22 protein-coding genes are annotated in these 19,582 nt (G+C 41.1%); 5 read left to right on the forward strand and 17 right to left on the reverse strand.

The annotated features are described in order from the left end of the window. The first annotated feature begins 240 nt into the window (after positions 1–240). On the forward strand, positions 241–516 hold the full coding sequence (locus BM126_RS10900; protein WP_090989543.1) for a YesK family protein: 276 nt from the start codon (positions 241–243) through the stop codon (positions 514–516). Between the two features lie 113 nt (positions 517–629). Here BM126_RS10900 and BM126_RS10905 read toward each other — a convergent pair whose 3' ends face one another. The 4 genes from BM126_RS10905 to BM126_RS10920 form a co-directional block, all read right to left on the reverse strand. Further along, entirely contained in the window at positions 630–1,448 is an 819-nt protein-coding gene (locus BM126_RS10905; protein WP_090989544.1) for an MBL fold metallo-hydrolase, read from the reverse strand. A gap of 106 nt (positions 1,449–1,554) precedes the next feature. Then, positions 1,555–2,532: a nuclease-related domain-containing protein gene (locus BM126_RS10910; protein WP_177201400.1), complete on the reverse strand. Its 978-nt coding sequence runs from the start codon at positions 2,530–2,532 to the stop codon at positions 1,555–1,557. Positions 2,533–3,601: 1,069 nt separating this feature from the next. Continuing rightward, positions 3,602–4,204, reverse strand: a complete 603-nt coding sequence (locus BM126_RS10915) for a class D sortase (protein ID WP_177201401.1) — start codon at positions 4,202–4,204, stop codon at positions 3,602–3,604. Beyond that, positions 4,204–5,304: a processed acidic surface protein gene (locus tag BM126_RS10920; RefSeq protein ID WP_090989546.1), complete on the reverse strand. Its 1,101-nt coding sequence runs from the start codon at positions 5,302–5,304 to the stop codon at positions 4,204–4,206. The genes BM126_RS10915 and BM126_RS10920 overlap by 1 nt, the downstream gene beginning before the upstream one ends. Positions 5,305–5,627: 323 nt before the next feature. Between BM126_RS10920 and BM126_RS10925 the strand changes: the two genes are divergently transcribed. Beyond that, positions 5,628–5,909 (forward strand): hypothetical protein, encoded by a 282-nt coding sequence (locus tag BM126_RS10925; RefSeq protein ID WP_090989547.1) that lies wholly within the window; start codon positions 5,628–5,630, stop codon positions 5,907–5,909. An 88-nt stretch (positions 5,910–5,997) separates the two neighbouring features. On the opposite strand, the gene BM126_RS21935 is transcribed toward BM126_RS10925, so the two are convergent. Beyond that, entirely contained in the window at positions 5,998–6,198 is a 201-nt protein-coding gene (locus tag BM126_RS21935; protein ID WP_071352455.1) for a hypothetical protein, read from the reverse strand. A 163-nt stretch (positions 6,199–6,361) separates the two neighbouring features. Next, positions 6,362–7,069 (reverse strand): MgtC/SapB family protein, encoded by a 708-nt coding sequence (locus tag BM126_RS10935; RefSeq protein ID WP_090989549.1) that lies wholly within the window; start codon positions 7,067–7,069, stop codon positions 6,362–6,364. Between the two features lie 213 nt (positions 7,070–7,282). Here BM126_RS10935 and BM126_RS22370 point away from each other — a divergent pair, with 213 nt between their 5' ends. Both BM126_RS22370 and BM126_RS10940 read left to right on the forward strand, forming a co-directional pair. After that, a complete protein-coding gene (locus BM126_RS22370) occupies positions 7,283–7,438 on the forward strand; it encodes a hypothetical protein (RefSeq protein ID WP_170846174.1) in 156 nt (51 codons plus the stop codon). Positions 7,439–7,796: 358 nt separating this feature from the next. Then, complete coding sequence (locus BM126_RS10940; protein WP_090989550.1) at positions 7,797–8,672, forward strand: DMT family transporter; 876 nt, start codon at positions 7,797–7,799, stop codon at positions 8,670–8,672. 190 nt (positions 8,673–8,862) lie between these two features. Here the strand turns inward: BM126_RS10940 and BM126_RS10945 are convergent, their stop codons facing one another. The 3 genes from BM126_RS10945 to BM126_RS10955 form a co-directional block, all read right to left on the reverse strand. Beyond that, a complete protein-coding gene (locus BM126_RS10945; protein ID WP_090989551.1) occupies positions 8,863–9,642 on the reverse strand; it encodes a PAS domain S-box protein in 780 nt (259 codons plus the stop codon). Positions 9,643–9,823: 181 nt separating this feature from the next. After that, complete coding sequence (locus BM126_RS10950; RefSeq protein ID WP_090989552.1) at positions 9,824–10,072, reverse strand: hypothetical protein; 249 nt, start codon at positions 10,070–10,072, stop codon at positions 9,824–9,826. 55 nt (positions 10,073–10,127) lie between these two features. Continuing rightward, the gene (locus BM126_RS10955) at positions 10,128–11,393 is read right to left on the reverse strand and encodes a sugar efflux transporter (protein WP_090989553.1); all 1,266 of its coding nucleotides are present in this window, start codon (positions 11,391–11,393) and stop codon (positions 10,128–10,130) included. Between the two features lie 394 nt (positions 11,394–11,787). On the opposite strand from BM126_RS10955, the gene BM126_RS10960 reads away from it, so the two are divergent. Next, positions 11,788–12,231 (forward strand): DUF7662 domain-containing protein, encoded by a 444-nt coding sequence (locus BM126_RS10960; protein WP_090989554.1) that lies wholly within the window; start codon positions 11,788–11,790, stop codon positions 12,229–12,231. Positions 12,232–12,305: 74 nt separating this feature from the next. On the opposite strand, the gene BM126_RS10965 is transcribed toward BM126_RS10960, so the two are convergent. The 8 genes from BM126_RS10965 to BM126_RS11000 all read right to left on the reverse strand — a co-directional run bounded on the left by BM126_RS10965 (position 12,306) and on the right by BM126_RS11000 (position 19,577). Continuing rightward, complete coding sequence (locus tag BM126_RS10965) at positions 12,306–13,013, reverse strand: ABC transporter ATP-binding protein (protein WP_071352463.1); 708 nt, start codon at positions 13,011–13,013, stop codon at positions 12,306–12,308. Beyond that, positions 13,013–13,792: an ABC transporter ATP-binding protein gene (locus BM126_RS10970; protein ID WP_090989555.1), complete on the reverse strand. Its 780-nt coding sequence runs from the start codon at positions 13,790–13,792 to the stop codon at positions 13,013–13,015. Before BM126_RS10970 ends, BM126_RS10965 begins: the two co-directional genes overlap by 1 nt. Continuing rightward, positions 13,767–14,741, reverse strand: a complete 975-nt coding sequence (locus BM126_RS10975; protein ID WP_090989556.1) for a branched-chain amino acid ABC transporter permease — start codon at positions 14,739–14,741, stop codon at positions 13,767–13,769. Before BM126_RS10975 ends, BM126_RS10970 begins: the two co-directional genes overlap by 26 nt. Before the next feature lie 13 nt (positions 14,742–14,754). Beyond that, on the reverse strand, positions 14,755–15,633 hold the full coding sequence (locus BM126_RS10980; RefSeq protein WP_071352466.1) for a branched-chain amino acid ABC transporter permease: 879 nt from the start codon (positions 15,631–15,633) through the stop codon (positions 14,755–14,757). A gap of 485 nt (positions 15,634–16,118) precedes the next feature. Further along, positions 16,119–17,288, reverse strand: coding sequence for an ABC transporter substrate-binding protein (locus BM126_RS10985; RefSeq protein WP_090989557.1), 1,170 nt, complete (start codon positions 17,286–17,288; stop codon positions 16,119–16,121). A gap of 370 nt (positions 17,289–17,658) precedes the next feature. Continuing rightward, positions 17,659–18,420 (reverse strand): tRNA threonylcarbamoyladenosine dehydratase, encoded by a 762-nt coding sequence (locus BM126_RS10990; protein ID WP_071350007.1) that lies wholly within the window; start codon positions 18,418–18,420, stop codon positions 17,659–17,661. Positions 18,421–18,446: 26 nt separating this feature from the next. Beyond that, positions 18,447–18,716: a hypothetical protein gene (locus BM126_RS10995; protein ID WP_141770065.1), complete on the reverse strand. Its 270-nt coding sequence runs from the start codon at positions 18,714–18,716 to the stop codon at positions 18,447–18,449. A gap of 405 nt (positions 18,717–19,121) precedes the next feature. Further along, the gene (locus tag BM126_RS11000) at positions 19,122–19,577 is read right to left on the reverse strand and encodes a VOC family protein (protein ID WP_177201402.1); all 456 of its coding nucleotides are present in this window, start codon (positions 19,575–19,577) and stop codon (positions 19,122–19,124) included. Positions 19,578–19,582: the final 5 nt, after the last annotated feature.

The raw sequence follows: 19,582 nt of genomic DNA on the forward strand, positions 1-19,582 counted from the left end.
CGGTCCTTTGTTATTCATGATAAGCGAATTTAATATTTAGATTCGAGGTGCAGTTATATTGGGGCCAAAGTCAAAAAATGATTCACTTCTAAAAAAAAGAGCATGTTTGTATAACATGCCCCCAACTTATCTATTTTTTTGGCCGTTTTCGTATAGATTGTTGCTTTTTTTACCAGAACACTATTTACAATATATGTTAAAATGACACTATGCAGTTAATAATGGCTGGAGGTAATTATAATGATGATTGGAATGCCTTTTTTGGTAGCTGTTGTCCCAGGTTTTTTAGTATTACTTCTAACTTGGTGGTTTAAAAAACTTAATTTATCGTTAGTTGTAAGGCTTTTGCCAAGTATTTTGACAGCTTGTACGTCTATTGTATTGTTTTTCTATGGATATATAGAGGTAAGGGGCTTCGAAGGAATAGCTTATGGGTTTCTTGCGTTTTTTTTGTTGTGTTTTTCCGCACTGAGTTCTGTTATTGCAACTAAAAGTTTTCGTGCAAAACAAGCTTAAATCCTCGTAATATCGTTTAAAGGTGTCAGTCATATCTAGAGACCTTTTATTTTTTTTATTAACAACAAAGTTTACGAAAACAGCCATTTTTTTTAGTATACTGGCATTGGACTTTATGTATTAAAAAGTGTTCCCTGCAGTGCTTTTATATAACGATCTGCTGACTTCTGAACAGCAAGGTCCGCATGCTCTGACACGACTCGGTGAAAAGCATTATAAATACGGTTGAATGGCAGCCCTTTTACTTTGTCCGCCATCTCTCTTACTTTACTGGCTGGAAGTGGAATCAGGTTAGGATAACTGTACATGAAACTCACCCACTGGCGGTCGGCAGCTACTTGAATAATATCACCTGTTAGCAGAATACCTTTATTATCGTTTCCGCCTTCCCAGTGTAAAACAGTTCCTCCTTTAAAATGGCCTCCAAGACGATTTAAAGTAATGCCATTTGTTAATTCAAAAGACTCTCCCGACCAAAAAATGATTTTGTTACTTGGACGTGCTACCCACTCCTTATCGTCTTCATGGATGTAAATAGGTGCATTGAATGTCTCGGCCCATTCAACTTGTGAAGAATAATAATGCGGATGAGACAGGGCAATTGCTTGAATTCCACCCAAACCATTTATTTTTCCAACCGTCTTTTCATCTAAATATGTAATACAATCCCATAACACATTAAAACCCTGATCTTGAATAAGATAGGCTGTTTGACCAATCGCAAATTCGGGTTTTGTTGTAATACTATATAAATGTTTCTCTTCATGCAATATGCTGTTTGAATATACCTCACGCATAGCTTCTAATGTTGTCCAAGACTGTCCCGCAGGATTTACATATTGTCTCTCTTCATTACAAATCAGACAGCTTTTGATTTCCCCCAGTTTTTGAAGGTATTGAACACCGCATGTTGTACAAATAGAAAATGACATAGTTTTTTACACCCCAATAGTAATCAATTGACTAAATATATCAAATATTTACTTATTTCTTCATCTTGAGTATACAACAGGAAACCGAAACACAGGGAGGAAAGTTTTAATTTAGATGGTATATACGGTCCTTCGTTGTTCCGGTTGACGGCAGGTTTAATGATTTAATTAGTTTAGTGGTGACAGATTTTGAAGGCAGGCGGAGAAATTCTCGGATTCGAGGGCCAGTTATGACGGGCCCAAAGAGGAGGATATAATCCTGAAGTGCCTGAATATGGGCATCCGTAGAGGTTTGCTGGCATTGATTGCATATCCACCTGCCGCCCCAAGCTCTAATCATGCTCAGAGCTTCACAGCATGGGCACCAGACACCTGGTAAGAGGTCTTTTTTTGAAAGGTAAAACCGCTGAAGGATGTTAATGTCACTCGGTGTATGATTTCTCAGGAGAAGATTGGAAAGTTTCCTCATTTCCTTTTTAGATAAAACGTCTTCAGTATGTTTCTTTTCGAGCTTGTTCATCAGGTTTTCAAAATTTCCGCTGTGCGTCACAACTCGCTGCAGTTCATGATTTCCTTTAATTATCGTATAAGGACTTGCCACTACGACCAGCGCTTCAATAGGGATAGAAATAAATTTTTTAGATTCCAGCCAGGCACTAAGTTGGCGCTGCTGCCGTTTCACCTGTAAAACGGGGTCTGGAAAAGCCTCCTCCTTTCCATTCAATGTCCGGATCAGCTGGTGAAAAGCTGTATCAAAAAACAGCGTGCCCGAGAAGTTCTTCACTTCAAGGATCAAGATAAATGATGGTGTTATTATTAATGTGTCAATCTGAAAGAACCGATCTTGATCTGACAGCCTAAGATCATGAAGGATGCAGTAATCTTTCGGCAAAAAACTGAGGTGATAATCGAGCGACTGCTCTCCGCGAAATCCCGCCTGCCTTTTTGCCAATTCGTCAGCAATATCCTGGCGTTTAGCATGACCCTGCGGCAGTCTCCTGAGCAAAGCCTCCAGTTTTTCATTATAAATGGGGACAACTCTCTCTTTTATGACCAAAACACCACTCCTTTTTAATAGATTCACAAATATTTCTATGTATATATATGAAACTCCTCCTGAAAATCAGGCATTTCTGTAAAAATCCGTTCTTTCATTTCCAAAAATATGGATAATAAGTCCAAATCGCCTTTCATTCAAGCGAAATGTCCCCTGATTAGAGCGAAACCCTAATCCATTAGAGCCAAATCCGGAATGATTCGAGCCAAATGCCGAAACCCGCAAAATTGAGCATTTTTCAACATGTGAAAGATTTGGATACTCTCTTCTGGTAAAACACTATTGAACCAGTACTCTATCTTCAGAAAATCCTCCTCTATCACTGTGTTTCACCAAAAATGACTCACTTCGTTCTTAAATCCCTTAAGAAGCTGGGCCTTTTTTGTTAACGGGCTAAACATTAGATACTCTTATCTTGTAAAACACTCTCTAAGAGGGTCAACCCTCTTAAAAACGACTCCTTTCTCAATAGTGAATTTCCATTTATTTGGATAATAAGTTCGAATCAGCCTTGATTCGAGCCAAATCCCTCCTGATTAGAGCGAAATCACACGTGATTCGAGCCAAACCCCTCCTGATTAGAGCGAAATCACACGTGATTCGAGCCAAATCAGCCTTGATTCGAGCGAATCCCCTTTCCCGCCTTTAAACCACAAAAAAAAACACCTCAAATGAGGTGCAAATGAGGTGCATCATTTATGCAGCAATTTGATACTCTCTTCTGGTAAAACACTATTGAACCAGTACTCTATCTTCAGAAAATCCTCCTCTATCACTGTGTTTCACCAAAAATGACTCGCCTCGGTCTTAAACTCCTTAAGAATCTGGACCTTTTTTGTTAACGGGCTAAACATTAGATACTCTTATCTTGTAAAATACTCTCTAAGAGGGTCAACCCTCTTAAAAACGACTCCTTCCCAATAGTAAATTTCCATTTATTTGGATAATAAGTTCGAATCAGCCTTGATTCGAGCCAAATCCTCTTCGATTAGAGCGAAATCACACGTGATTCGAGCCAAATCAGCCTTGATTCGAGCGAATCCCCTTTCCCGCCTCTAAACCGCACAAAAAAATACACCTCAAAATTTGAGGTGCATCAATTATGCAGCAGGTAGGCAATCAGGATATAGCGCTGCGGTGCAGATCCAATATATGAAAAAGGATAGCAGGTGCTGACTGTCAGTGTCGCCCTGGGCTTTGGTACAATCACGGTCCGGTCATTTTTATCTACGATTCTCACCTTCCGCACCTTATAGGTAAACTTACCGGCAGACGTTTTTACAATTAATAAATCGCCTACTCCCACTTCGCCAAGTCTGCGGAAAACGGTATCGCGGTGGCCCGAGAGGACTGAATTGTCATTTTCGCCGGGAAGGACACTTTTCGCGTAATGCCCGACTCCCTTTTTCAATTCATCCTCATCAGTTCCGTGGTAAATTGGCAGGCTCGCCTTCAGCTTAGGAATGTACAATGTGCCCATCTCTTCCCCTTGCTTCGGCCGAACAGGGTAAAGCTCTGGTGCAACATTCTGTTTAACGGAAGCTTCAGGAACTGCTGCCGGCTTACTCGCAGGTTCAGCCTTGCTGTCCATCTTGTATAGAAAATATCCTTTTGCAAACGTATAAGCATTTGTTGAGGTAAAAGCAATCCCTAACACAATCAGCAGCAGCGCAGCAATCAGGAGTCCTTTCTTTTTCATCAAGCAGACCTTCTGTATGTTCTGTAAAGCATGAAGCCTGATAAAATCATGGCTAATCCAAGGATAACGTTAGATACATAGTTTCCAGCTGTTTTAGGCAGTTTTCCGCCTTTTTCGGTATGCATGACAGCCGATTTTAGCTTCTTCGCTTTCTTAGAAGCTGTTTTCATAGACTCTGCCTTCTTAGGCTCAGCCTTCACAGCTTCTTTTACTTTAACGGCTGCTGTAGAGACATCTTTCCCGATATCCTTAACTGTAGTTGAGTCTACCATATCACCGGTGATAACCAGGTCAGCCAAAAGCTTTCCGGAAAGGTCATAAATACTTACCTTTAAATTGGCATTCGTCAATTCGTCCATATTTAACAGATCCCAAAGAGTTAAAGGAGTTTCTTTTCCTCCCTTTACAAGGTGGAAATCTGCCTTCAGCTCAAGCATTGAAAACATTTCATCATATATGGAAAGAAATTCTTTTACCTGCTGTGGAGAAAGCTGGTCCAATGTTTCAAATTGGTCGAACTCTTCCATCCTTGTTCCAAGTTCTTCAAACTTCGCAGTTGCTTCAGGCGTAGATAACTTCTCATCGAGTGCAGCAAAATGTTCGCTAATATTTTGAAGCTCTCCGTCTGTTAAGCCGATTTCATCCTTCATGGAAGAGAGGATTTCTTTGAAAAATGCCTCGTCCATTACAGGGCCATCTTCAGAATCTCCATAAAAAGAAACAGCATCATCCAAGTCGCTGACAAACACATAATCATCAAGACTTTCTCCGTTATCCTTCAAAAGGGATTTCAGCTCATCCATCGTTAAATCATAATCGCTCAAAAGTCCATCAAGGTTGCTGTAATCAGCGGCAATAGCTTCCCCTTGATAATCCTTCAATTCGGCAATATTTTTAAAATCTGCAAGCTCTTCATCATATTGTGACAGAGACATTTCGATATCTTCTTTTGTCACATCAAATCCCCGGACAGCAGACAATTCTTTTAAATAGGCATTCAGGTCTGACTCAAAGTTCTGGTCTTGAGCGGCAAATGATAGATTTGGCGAGAAAGACAGCGCGATCAAAAAGGCCAGCAATAGCAGTGAAATTTTCTTCATTAATTAACCCCGTTTCTGATTTATCATACGCCTTTGATTATATGACACTAGCATATTTAAGCACAATCGGTTTATTTTGGTAATTTTATAATGAGATAGTCATCTGCCTTTTGTATGGCCGTAATAAAATGAAAAAGTGTTGATGAATTGTCATTCCGGAGACTATTCTTATTTTACATAGACGTCAGCGGGTATCAAAGAGAACCGCTTGACAGAACCTATTAAAAAACAACAATCCTTATAGACACTTTTCTTAAAGTATGTTGCTATTAATGTAATATATCGGAAATAATTACAGTTTATTATTGAAACAGGGGGAGCAAATGAACAAGATTAAAGTATGGTATGTCCTTTTAGTTTTATCTTTTTTCTACCAAGTTACCTTTTTATACAGTTATCTTACAGAGCGATTAGCAGATTTTAACCTTGTGTTAGCAGATACTTATTGGATTACGGCAGGGTTTTTCGGAGTCATAATTGGCACCTGCATTATGTTTAAAAGGAATATTGGTCTATTTGGCAAGATATTAGCATTTGTCGTTATGTTCTTGGGGATGGGCTTAATTGGTCTATGGTTATTAGCTTTAGCCATTACATCCATGTAATAAGAGGGCTTATCCATAGCAGCAAGATTTACGAAAACAGCCATATAAAAAAAACACCGTTCACAAATTAGAACGGTGTTTCTCAAGCTTATTCTTTTCCTTCTGCACTTGCCTTCAGAAGTGCATTCACACTTTCATTGATTGATTTCCGTAAATCTTTGCTCACGTACATGTATGATCGTTCGTTATCCCACGAAATTGCTTTACTCATATATTTCCCGTTTGGGAGCTTTTCTACATCTATATCAATGAATTCCTCATTATGAATGAAAAATTGTCTTTTTCTCAATTTATCTCCCCCATATAATTTGAATAAATCCTGTTTATGATGGAATCCCCAACAAATCAGCATTTGTATAATTAATGGTAGCACATATCGTCCATTATTGTTCTGTTTTAAGATCTGTGCAAGAAAAAAACAGTGCAAAAAACCTGAAATTCCAGCTTTTTCTCTAATAACTCTCAATTTCTGCCTGATTAACACCCTTAAGGCTTTTCATGTGATAATAAATGTCAGTCGTGTAGACATCATTTGTGGAAACTACAACACAGCTCAGCGCCACATGGTCTTTCTCCTCCTTGACCTTTACCTTCCTTACTTTCAGGTTCTTGCTTTTAAGTTCTTTCAGTAAATCTGTTAAGTTTTGTTCTTTTTGAACCGCAAGCTTTACCCTCACCCGTTTTTCCTTTAAACGGGGTGGCCCGATTTTGTTCAGGACAGGAGGAATGACTTCTACGGCAATCAAAATGAAGATGAGGGCGACAATTGCCTCTTCATAAAATCCGGCTCCGATCGATATTCCGATGCCCCCAGCCACCCAGACAATGGCTGCGGTCGTGATGCCTGATATCACATCATTACTGCGCTGAAGAATGACGCCCCCTCCCAAGAACCCGATTCCAGATACAATCTGAGCAGCAAGCCTGAGCGGATCCATCGGTTTGGTATAGGCTTCGCTGTACAGAGCAGCGGAATGGATGCTCACAATGGTGAGCAGGCAGCTTCCCACAGTCAGAACCATGGTCGTTTTGATGCCTGCCGGCTTTTGCTTTAACTCCCTTTCCAAACCGATAATGATACCGACAATTGCCGCAATGCCAAGCTTGATGACAGTATCGTTATATAAATAAGGCAGAAGCACTTCCTTTAATGTATGCATGGTTTTCCCCCTTTTTCTCTTTCTTATATTTTAGCTGTTTTTAAAAGGATTGATGCCCACTTAAAAAAATAAAAGAGGTTATGAAACTACAAAGGGTTTGTGCGCCTGAAGCAGAAATCGGATAAGACTTTCTCAAAAACTTTCCCAAAAATATATGTATTATGCTATCATTCTTTTCAATCAGCATAACATACTTCGCGAGGAGGTGATTGAATGAACGAATATAAAGTTACGGTCAAGAATGGCAGCAGCATAATACTTTCTGAGATTGTGAAAGCTGAGGATGAAAGAGACGTTCTTGGCGCACTCCTCATTAACAGTGAGCTATTTAATCAGTCATTTACTGATATAAAGATTTTAGAACGCTGATCCATTGCGAGAAACAGCACTTAGTGATACGGGTGCTGTTTCTCGCAATGGATCTGTTAAACGTTAAGGTTGATATTTCATCAAAAACAAAGAACCCATTTATGAGTTCTTCTTGCAGGCATCTTCTTCAACTAAACACCCGGTAGTTGAAGTACAATTGTTCACATTTCTTTGTTAAAATAAAACAAATAATATATTTAAAGATTAAATGGACTAGAGGTGAAGCAAATTGTATTGGACTCCATTATTTGAAAACGATGTACCAGTAGCACACTTCTGCTCTTAATGGAGTAAGAGTGGCTACATCTCTCCGTTAGGGGCAGCTTTGACCTAATTAGACTACGGAGGGAATAAACAAATGAAAAACACCTTATTAGGTTCTTTATTTTTGATTTTGGCTTCAAGTATTTGGGGCGGAATGTATGTGGTTGTCAAAGTTGTAGTAGCGGTTATACCTCCACTGGAACTTGTGTGGTTAAGATACTTGGTCGCTATTGTAACACTTCTCATTGTCGGCTTCATAACACGGCAAAATTGGCGAATAGAGAAACGATATTTCTCATTAATTATAGCCATTGGAATTATTGGCAACGCCATTTCAATAGTGACTCAGGAAACTGGAACAATGCTATCATCTGCACAAATGGGAGCCATTATAACTTCGTCTACACCAGCGTTTATGGTTATATTTGCTCGCTTAATACTTAAAGAACGGTTGACCTTAAAGAAGATACTTTCCGTTTGTTTAGCAACAATTGGGGTTTTTCTTATCGTTGGAGTCGGTCATATAGATGTATCCAGTAAACTTGGTGGCATCTGGCTGATGACTGCTGCTTTAACGTGGGCACTTATGTCTGTACTTGTTAAGCGTCTGCCAAGTGACTATTCACAAGTTGTGGTAACGACCTATTCGATCTTGGTATCCCTAATTGTGTTGACTCCTTTTGTTTTGCCACGGTTACAAGCAATAAATATATCTCAACTGAGTCACCCAACAATCTGGGGAGGACTTTTGTATTTAGGGATTGTCTCAACAGCAGGTGGATTTCTACTTTGGAACCGTGGATTACAAATGCTAAATGCCTCAAGCGGGGGAATATTTTTCTTCTTTCAACCCTTGGTTGGAACATTGCTTGGGTGGCTTATTCTAGGAGAGACCATAGGTGTAATGTTTTGGTTAGGCTCTATCCTAATCCTCATAGGTGTACTATTCGTTATTAAACAGAAAGATTAATATTCACCCCCCTTCGATCAAATCTGAAGGGGGGTGATTCTGGAATGGAAATAATTGATTGCTTCTTAAGTTAACCTGCCCCATAAGCACGATAAAAAAAAGCGTCTCTGACGGCTCTTACTCCAGAGAACGAATCTGCAGTGAGTGAAGAAGGATAACAATATACCACGGAGTATAGTTGATATCCTATTCAAACACTTACGAAGCTATCCTTTAACACCAATTCATGTACTGCCTGCTGTAAAGTTCCAAATATCTGTATTAGGGATAAATCGGCTCCGAGCTGAACAACACTTTGGGCAATTTCGGGTCTTACTCCCGTTACAATAGAACGAACACCAAGCAAACCAAGTACGGCACTAGTTTCAAACAAACATTGGATTACTATTGCATCAAGTTCATAGATGCCTGAAAAATCGCTAATCAAAGTATGGGCATTCTGTTCCTGTACTTTTAAAGGCACATGTTTTAAAATATAATTCGCTCTTTCAGAATTGATAAAACCTACTAGGGGTAACACAGCGACCCCATCCAATATAGGGACGACTGGAGCTGATAGTGTGTTAATTTCTTTGGACACTTTTTCGAGTTTTCTTTCGATTTCTTTGCGCTTTGTTATATCTCTGACGACAGATTGAATCGCTTTTTTATCCTCATACAAAACAGGAGTACAATTTGCTTCTACATCAACTAGTGAACCATCAAACCGTTTTAATTGTTTTTCGATCATTCCAGTTGGTTTATTTTCATCCAAGATAGATTTTGTGTGACTTACTGTCATCTCTCTATACTCTTCGGGTATGATATCGAATACAGATTTACCTATAACTTCCTCACTGGAAGCAGCCCGTAAAAAGTCTACTCCTGCAGGGTTTATATACTTAAATTCTCCATCTTGTTGAATAATAATTGCCTCCGTGGTCGATTCCACAATTTGACGATACAATTTTTCATCCGTATTATTTCCCATGAAAATTCATCACTCCTTCCAAATGCTATAAATTTTCAACTATGAACATTATACAATATGTGAATAATTATTGTACTTTAGCCCCTTATATGTGCTTATTAGTTTAATAATCCTTCTTCCACTAACCTGTCCCGGTAGTTGAAGAAGAAAATCAACAACATACATTAACAGAGCCTTTTCTTTAAATAATTTCCTGGAACTTCACCCGATATAAAAATATGGTGCTTTTACTTAATTCAATAACGTTCTCTATCTCTATTTCAAAAGGCAGCCCCATATTCGTTCCTTCATATTGCCGGTTTATTGCTTCAACAATTTTTCCGGTACAGGCCTCCTGGACAGAAAAAAGTCTTTCAGCATTTAAGTCGACAGTGTCTGCCGCACATATGAATTGAGTTTGCGATGTTCTTTTGACACTGATGTTATTCATCATTCAATCATCCTTTGCCGGTTCGTATTTCTGCAATTATACCTTAAAACTTTCTTTATTTGAATGAAGTAGGCGGACTTTCAGAAGCCTGCTTATTTCTTTTTGAATTTGTCTGTCTTTCTTTACCGTAGACTGTGATGAATAAGAAGCCGATGCCGGCAAAAAAGGTATAAATGGTAATCAGCTGTCCATAACTGATCAGAGATGAAATAAAGCCGAAAAGCAGGTATCCTGCCGTCGAGCCAATTTGTGTGACATTCATATAAAGTGTTGTTGCTGTACCCGGTGCCTCAGGGATGAAGTCCTGGAAATAAGAGATGGCGATTCCTGCTGTAATGGATACTTGAGCTGCGCTTAAAATCTGAAGCGGATAAATCTGCTGAGGTTCTGAAACGAATCCAAATATCAAAAAGTAAACAAAGGCCAGGAAGTAGCCGGCTTTTATTAATATGGAATTATCCATTTTGGTTGCCATCATCCCTACAATAATCATCAAAGGCACTTCAAAAATTGGCGCTACACTAAAGATAATTCCTACCTGCATTTCCGTTCCGTGAAGGGTCTTTGTAACGAATTGAGGCACATTCAGCATGTGAATAGAAGATGCCGAGTATAACAGGAAGGCTGCAGCAAGATTTGCAAGTATATGCAGCCTGCTGACATATTTTTTTACCTTTATGCTTTCTTTATTGGGAACTTCCTGGCGTGCTATTTCTTTTAATAGAAAGATAGCTGTTAATGATCCTAGTAAATAACACGCTGCCACAAAATAGAACAGCCCTTTGAAATCCAGCATCATTACAAGCCAAGCTCCAAGCGCCGGACCGCCTATCCATGATAGGGCAAAAAACATCCGGAAAATATTCATGATGAGCGGAGTCTCCTCAGCAGGAACTTTAGCAGCAGTCATAGTGTCTCTCGCATATGCCCATAGCTGCGGAACGGTCGCAGCCGCACTGCCAAGCACGAAAAATCCGGTTAAACACAGCGCATAATAATTACGCAAGTAAGCAAAAAGGATATAACCGGCCGCTCCGGCTAATGACGAATAGATCAGTATCCTCCGCCGGCTGAGCGTTGTATCAGACTTCTTTGCTATATAACTGCTGATCACCACACCTCCGACCGCCATTATGGTCATAAATATCCCAAATCCAATATTGCTCATCCCTGCTTCATCAATCCCAAATAATGAAGAAAACGGGGCAAAAAAAGACATCCCCAATCCATAAATGATATTAAGCAGAAATAAAACCGGCAAGCCGGGAATCCTCCAAATATAAAGCAACTTATCTCTGAAAGCCGCAATCTTATTCATCATGTTTCGCACTCCTGACTATTTAGCAGTCTTTACATATAATTCGCAAAAAAAATCAGCCTTACAATAATTAATAGTTTCCTAACATACATGCACAAAAAAAGGCTTAAATCTCATCAGATATGGGAAAAAGCTAATGGACGATTATGTTTCTGCGTACTATTAGAAAGGTTTGGAAATTCCTTTTGTATCTTATGCTTGCTTCAATCTTATCATTCTCCTTCCACAAATGGTTACTTAACGGAGGAAAAATGTTAGTCCATAGTGCTCGGGATTCCCATTTTGCAGTTTCAAATGTTCCTTTTCACTTTACATATATACTCAAGTGCCGATAGAAGAAATAAGGATAAAAAAATTAATAGAGGAAAAGCAATATATGAAAAAAGGAGAACGCAACATGAACAATCAAAAAGGAGTTGACATTCAGGGAAGTATCTTTGCGGGTAATGGAGATGTTTCCCCGTGTGAATTCCTTGAAATGTTTAAAAGTTTCATTCGCCAGCACGGGTGGCATTTTGAAGGAAAAGCCATTGCCATTGAAGAAAACGGAGACTTTGTGAAAGAATATGCAGCTTATCACGGGAAATATATTAAGCTTTATGACTACCTTTTACAAAAAAGAAGATCTTATTCGGTTTTAACTCTATCATTTCAGGAGCTGGAAAACATCCTTCAGTTTCATCTTCCAAAATCCGCCTATAAATACGGGGCATGGTGGTCAAATGAATCAAGCGGCACTCATTCTCACGCCTATTCCTGGCTCAACTCCGGTTGGAAAACATCCAGAATCATCCTGGGTGAAAGTGTCGACTTCATCAGAAACGAACCAGAACCGAAGTAAAAAACTGACGGCGGCATAGATAAGAAACAGCCAGTGTGCATCGATGGATATTCGATGCACACTGGCTGTTTCAATTAATGTCCGCCAAGATAAGCCATTTTAATCTGCTCACTCGAAGTCAATTCTTCGGCATTTCCGGAAAGGACAATCCGGCCTGTTTCCATAACATACGCACGGTCTGCGATGGATAGCGCCAGGTTGGCATTTTGTTCTACAAGAAGAATTGTTGTTCCGGCAGCATTGATTTCTTCAATGATCCGGAAAATTGTTTTTACAAGCAGCGGTGCAAGACCCATGGACGGCTCATCCAGCAGCAGCAATTTTGGTTTGGCCATCAAGGCCCGTCCCATAGCAAGCATCTGCTGTTCACCGCCGGATAATGTGCCGGCCTGCTGCTTGAGACGTTCGAGCAGCCGAGGAAATAACTCGTATATTTTATCCATATCTTCACGGATGCCGCTTTTATCCTTTCTCAGGTAAGCACCCAGCTGCAGATTTTCTTCCACGGTCATATTGGCAAAAACGCGGCGGCCTTCAGGAACATGTGAAATCCCCTGCTTCACGATTGTTTGCGCCGCTTTTCCGCCAATCGAATTTCCTTCATAGACAATCTTGCCCTGCTTCGGCTTCAGGAGGCCTGAAATGGTCTTCAACAGCGTACTCTTGCCGGCACCATTCGCACCAATCAGGGTCACGATTTCACCTTCATGTATTTCCAGGGAAACTCCCTTGATTGCCTGGATGTTTCCGTAATAGACGTTAATATTTTCTGCTTTCAGCATTATGAAACCTCCTCGCCGAGATACGCTTCGATGACTTTTGGATTGTTCCGGATTTCTTCAGGTGTGCCGTTAGCAATCAGCTGTCCATGATCCAGTACATAAATCCTTTCGCAGACGCCCATAACAAGCGGCATATCATGCTCAATCAGCAGAACGGTCAGATTGAACTTTTCACGGATCAGCGCAATCAATTCCATCAGCTCTTTTGTTTCTTTAGGGTTCATCCCGGCTGCTGGCTCGTCCAACAAAAGCAGCTTCGGACTGGCAGCAAGAGCCCTCGCAATTTCGAGGCGTCTTTGCTTCCCGTATGGAAGGTTTTTCGCTTTTTCATCCTTATAATGATCAAGATCAAAAATCTTAAGGAACTCCAGCGCTTTTTCATCCATATCCTTTTCTCCGCCAAAATGTCCTGGCAGGCGAAGGATTGAACTTACAATGGTATGCTTGGCAAGCGAATGATAGGCTACCTTGACATTGTCGATTACCGACAGCTCGCTGAACAGGCGGATATTCTGGAAAGTCCGGCTGATGCCTTTTCTAGTAATTTTATAAGGAGGAAGCTTGTTCAGCTTTTCTCCATTCAGGGAAATGGTTCCTTCTGTCGGAACATAAACCCCTGTCAGCAGATTAAAAAATGTGGTCTTGCCTGCGCCGTTTGGCCCGATCAGGCCAACCAGTTCTCCCGGGTACAGCTCAACATTCACATCAGAAACTGCTTTTAACCCGCCAAAACGGATGCCCGCTTGATCTACCTTAAGCAATGGTTTGCTGCTTGCCATCTTTAGGACCTCCTCCGATGTCTTTTCGCTTTTTGAAATATGAAGTCAATTCCCTCGTACCCATCAAGCCTTGCGGACGGTACAGCATCATAACAATCAATACAAGGCTGTAAATGATCATCCTTGTTTCCGGGTAATCCTGCAGGAAGGTGGAAATGATGGTCAATAGAATGGCCGCAATCACTGCACCTGACAAGCTGCCAAGTCCTCCAAGAACAACGAAAATCAGGATATCAAAGGACTTCAGGAACCCGAAGTTCGATGGCTGGATAATATAGAAGTTATGTGCCCATAATGAGCCGGCAATTCCGGCAAAGAAAGATCCGATAACAAAGGCAATAACCTTATAATAAGTTGTGTTGATCCCCATCGCATCGGCTGCCGTCTCATCTTCGCGGACAGAAATACACGCGCGGCCATGAGTGGAGTTGGTGAAGTTGCGGATCACGATGATGGTCACAAGCACACATCCGAATACCCATGGCCATGTGGTGTAATGGGCAACCTGCATGCCGCTTGCTCCGCCGATATAATCAATATTTAAAAAGATAATCCGGACGATTTCCCCAAATCCAAGTGTTGCAATTGCCAGGTAATCTCCTTTAAGCCGCAAGCTCGGAATTCCTATGAGCATTCCGGCAAGCGCCGCTATAAGCCCGCCAACAATCAGTGCAGCGAAAAACGGCATTTCAAGCTTCATGCTAATTACCGCTGATCCATAAGCCCCGACTGCAAGAAAACCTGCATGTCCAATTGAAAACTGCCCAGTAATGCCTATGATTAAATGAAGGCTGACTGCTAAAATAATATTGATTCCCATGAATACCAGCATATTGACGTAAAAGGGATTAAGTGAGCCTCCGGTAATCATAATCTGGACGACCGCGAAAAATACAGCCGATAGCACTATTGAGAGCCAAAAACCTTTTGTCTGCTTCAGTTTAGTCATCGCTTTGTCTCCCTTACACTTTTTCTCTTTTATTTTTTCCGAACAAGCCCTGAGGAAGGAATATCAAAATCAGGATTAGGACCACAAAGGCCACTCCGTCCCTCCAGAGAGAATATCCTGCAGCACTTACCAGCGACTCGATTACTCCAAGTAATAGCCCGCCGACCATCGCTCCGGGAATAATCCCGATTCCGCCAAGAACAGCGGCAACGAATGCTTTCAAGCCTGGAAGTATTCCCATCAATGGCTCAATCTTGCTATAGTATGTACCGAAGATGACACCAGCAGCTCCTGCAAGTGCTGAACCAATTGCAAAAGTGGCAGAAATCGTATTGTTCACATTGATTCCCATCAGCTTTGCAGCTTCTGCATCAAAGGAAACCGCACGCATTGCTTTACCGATTTTCGTTTTATGTACAACGAACTGCAGAATGATCATAAGTACCACGGAAACCACAAAAATCATAATCGACTGGCTGTTTACAGATACACCGAACAAATTGATTTTATCCTGTGGCAAAAAGTTGCTAGGATATGCTTCAGGCTGTGCGCCGCGGATATAGATGACGCCATATTCAATTAATAGGGAAACGCCGATTGCCGTGATTAAAGCCGCAATTCTTGTGGCATTCCTCAGCGGTTTATAGGCGATTCTTTCAATGATCACCCCAAAGGCTGCACACACAATCATCGTTAATAACAAAGCAGGGAAAAAGGATAAGTGCAGAAATTTAATCGAATAAAAACCAACAAACGATCCGACCATGAAAACATCTCCATGTGCGAAGTTAATCAGTTTCACGATTCCATAAACCATTGTGTAGCCGAGAGCGATCAGAGCATATATGCTGCCAAGAGAAATACCGTTAATAATCTGCTGTATCAGTTCCATAGTTCGCCTCTCCTCAACCATTCTGTTTAAATTTCGAATAGGGGGACTATGCCCCCTATCCTTTTTTAATTTAGCTTTAACACCTTGGCCCCTAGGATGGGATTGTAGTCACAACGACGTTTCCGCAGGACGCAGTGTTCTTAGTCGTTGTTCCTTTTGTTCAGGCGCTTGCGCTTTTTTACTTAATCCAGCTCCAGCGCCTAGCCTCTCGAGGTCATAAGTGAATTGAAGGCAAAGAGCGCCTTCTATTCTGATGCGTCTTATGCTTGTCGGAGGCCCCCAGGATGGGGGTCACAAAGACGTTGCCGCAGGACGCGGCGTTCTTGTCTTTGATCCTCTGAACAGGTGCTTGCGCTTTTTGTTTAATCCAGCTCCAGTGCCTAGCCCCTCGAGGTCATAAGCCACATCAGAATTGAAGGCAAAGAGCGCCTTCTATTCTGATGCGTCTTATGCTTGTCGTGGCTGAACAGGCACTTCCGCTTTTTTTATGGGTTTACCTTTGTTTCATATGTTTGTTTGCCGTCGACGTATTTCAGGATAACGGCTGATTTGATTGGGTTGTGTTCTTTGTCCAGTGTAAGCTTTCCAGATACAAGGGAAAGGTCCTTTGTTTCTTCTAGAGCTTTTTTGATTTTTTCAGGACTTGCATCTTTAGAGCGTTTGATAGCATCAGCTAGGAAGTATGCTGTGTCATAGCCAAGTGCTGCGAATGCATCCGGGTCCTGATTGTATTTCTTGTGGTAGGCGGAAACGAATTCTTGAACCTTTTTATCCTTGTCTCCTGCAGAATAGTGATTAGTGATGAACGTGTTTTTCAATGGATCAGCACCGGCAATTTCCGTAAGTTTCGGAGAATCCCAGCCGTCTCCGCCCATGAACGGCACTTCAATGCCTGCCTGGCGGGCCTGCTTCAGGATCAGGCCGACTTCTTCGTAATAGCCTGGAAGGAAGATGAATTCAGGCTTCTTGGCTTTAAGGCGTGTAAGTGTGGCACGGAAATCTGTATCCTTCGCCTGGTATGCTTCTTCACCTACGATTGTACCGCCTTTTTCCGTAAATGACTTCTTGAATGCAGCAGCAAGTCCTTTAGAATAGTCACTCGCACTGTCAATGTAAATGGCTGCCGTCTTAACCTTCAGTGTATCGATGGCATAGTTTGCTGCAACCGTTCCCTGGAATGGATCGATAAAGCATGTCCTGAATACATAATCATTCACTTTTCCGCCTTTTGAAGTGATATCAGGGTTCGTTCCTGTCGGTGTGATCAGCGGCACTTTATTGGTGTCTGCAATCTGGACCTGTGCCAGCGTGTTCGTGCTTGTTGCAGCACCGATGACAGCAGCAACTTTATCCTGGCTGACTAGTTTGATTGAGCCGTTTGTTGCTTCTGCAGCTTCTGATTTGTTATCCACTGCGACCAGCTTCAGCTTTTTGCCGTTTATTTTCTTTTTGTTAATTTCTTCGAACGCAAGCTTTACCCCTTTGTTTACAGATTGGCCGTATGAAGCAACCCCGCCTGAGAGCTCAAGGTTTCCGCCAATCTTAATTGTATCTCCTCCGCCTGAACCGCCTGTGCTGGCAGCTCCGCATCCGGACAGCACACCTGCCGCAAGTGAAAATGATAATGCCATTCCTGCAAGCTTTTTCTTATTCATCAAAAAACCCCCTTAGTAATAGTTCCTATGTACTACCCTGAAAAAGTTAAAACGTAATAGCTTGAATAAAAATAATATTCTGAAAATATTTTATATCATAAATACGAATTCGTCTAGATACTATTTTTCAAGTTGAAAAAAGCGAACGTTTGCACAGCACACATGAGCTTAGAAGAAAAACTATTCTGTCCAAATGGTTATCCTTTTGCTTGTTATACAAAGGATTGTGGTGTTTTATGGATTTTGCCAAGAGGGAGTGGATAAGCTTAATATATCCAGGTGAAGTAACAGTGGCGTGAAGATGTTATTTTAAAAGAATAAAAAAGAAACTGATTCCGTTGGGAAACAGTTTCAAAATTTATAGTAATTTTTAATCATTTACACGGGAAATCGGGATGTCTTTTAAAATTTCACGCATAACCCAGCTTGCGGCAATCAGTCCGGCAACCGACGGAACAAATGCATTTGAGGAAGGAGGCATTTGTGCTTTCCGGATTTTGGCGGCATCATTGCCGACTTCTTTCCGTACTTCTTCTTTGATAACGATAGGGCTTTCGTCAGAGAAAATGACTGGTATCCCCTTTTTGATGCCTTCCTTGCGCAGCCTTGTGCGGATTACTTTGGCAATCGGGTCGGTGTGCGTTTTGGAGATATCGGCAATCTGGAATCTTGTCGGATCCATCTTGTTGGCAGCTCCCATGCTTGAGATCATCGGGATGTTGCGTTTAAGGCATTCCTTCATTAAATGAAGCTTATACATGATTGTATCAGAAGCATCCACTACATAATCAAGGCCATAGCTGAAAAATTCTTCGTATGTTTCTTCTGTATAAAACATTTTCAGTGAAATGACTTCACAGTCCGGATTGATATCTTTGATGCGTTCCTTCATTAAATCTGCCTTTGGCTGACCGACAGTTGAAAGCAGGGCAATTACCTGGCGATTGACGTTTGTGATATCCACATCATCTTTGTCCACCAAAATCAAGCGCCCAACTCCAGAACGTGCCAGCGCCTCCGCAGCAAATGAACCTACTCCGCCGATGCCAAGAACGGCAACCGTTGTATTTTTTACAGTCTCAAGACCATCTTTTCCTATAGCTAACTCATTACGCGAAAATTGATGCAGCATAGTCAGTTCAACTCCATATAATTGTCTTAATCTTTATAATTCCCATAGATGAATATATCATAAACCTCGCTAAAAACAAGCAAATTCCTCGGAATTACATGGGCTGCTGGATTGGATTTTCTTTGCTCTTTTTTGAAAAGCTTTTTTCGTAAATTTTGCTGCTTTGGAATAGGGTGGTTGATTTCCGCTTCAAGATGCTCGCTTTCCGCGGGGCGGGTGTTAAGCCTCCTCGGCTGCGCCTGCGGGGTCTCAACTTTCTCGCTAATCCCGCAGGAGTCTCCCACCTTACGCTCCAATCAACCAGATTTTACAATGGGATCGCCTTGCCGAACTATTTAAAAGACAACAATCTTTAAAAAGAGAGCTTTTTGAAAAAAGTCATTTGGCTCCAATCCCCTTCTATTTCGCTCGAATGGACTGTGAATTCGCTCTAATTAGGGGCTATTTGGCTCGAATGAGGCTTATTCGGAACTATTATCCATTTAACTGGAAATTAACCTGGTGTAAAATCTGTAATTACAGCCATCCATCGAGGGCAGCTTGCCTTATGATGGGTGTTTTTCTAAAAAAGCGTATCAAATGTTTGTCCCAGCGTTTAAAACCAGCCTAGTTTCTTACAGAATTCAGCTTACATGCGAGTCCTTTCGAAAAAATCCGGTGAGCTAGGATACCAACTCTATGAAATAGGGAAAAATTATGATTTACTTACGTTTCAGCCACTCTTCAAATGTCATCATTTCAAAATCTTCTTCTGTATCTAATCGTATTGGAGTTATCAGTTCAATGGAGTTGCCATCTGGATCATCAAAATAGATGGCAGCATGTGCTTGAGGATTGTTAGGCAATACAAGCGGCTGGCGATGTTCATCAAAACCAAAAGCTGTACGAATTGCAATCCCTTTTTCATTTAGCCATTGTTTCGCATGTAAAATATCCGCTCTATCTACATTAAATGCTATGTGGCGTAATGAAGGATGATAAGGCACCTCTACCCGTTCCGTTTCCCACAATCCCAGCCAGCTCTCTCCTTTTGCAATCCAGAAAAATACTAGCTTTTCCGTTTTATAGGCAATTTCCAATCCTAACTTTTTGTAAAATGAAATCGATACTTCTAAATTACTTACTGGCAAATGTGCTTCATATAACCCTTTTATCAATAGAA

The sequence above is a fragment of the Bacillus sp. OV322 genome (assembly GCF_900112495.1).
In the GTDB taxonomy this organism is placed as follows: Bacteria; Bacillota; Bacilli; order Bacillales; family DSM-1321; genus Peribacillus.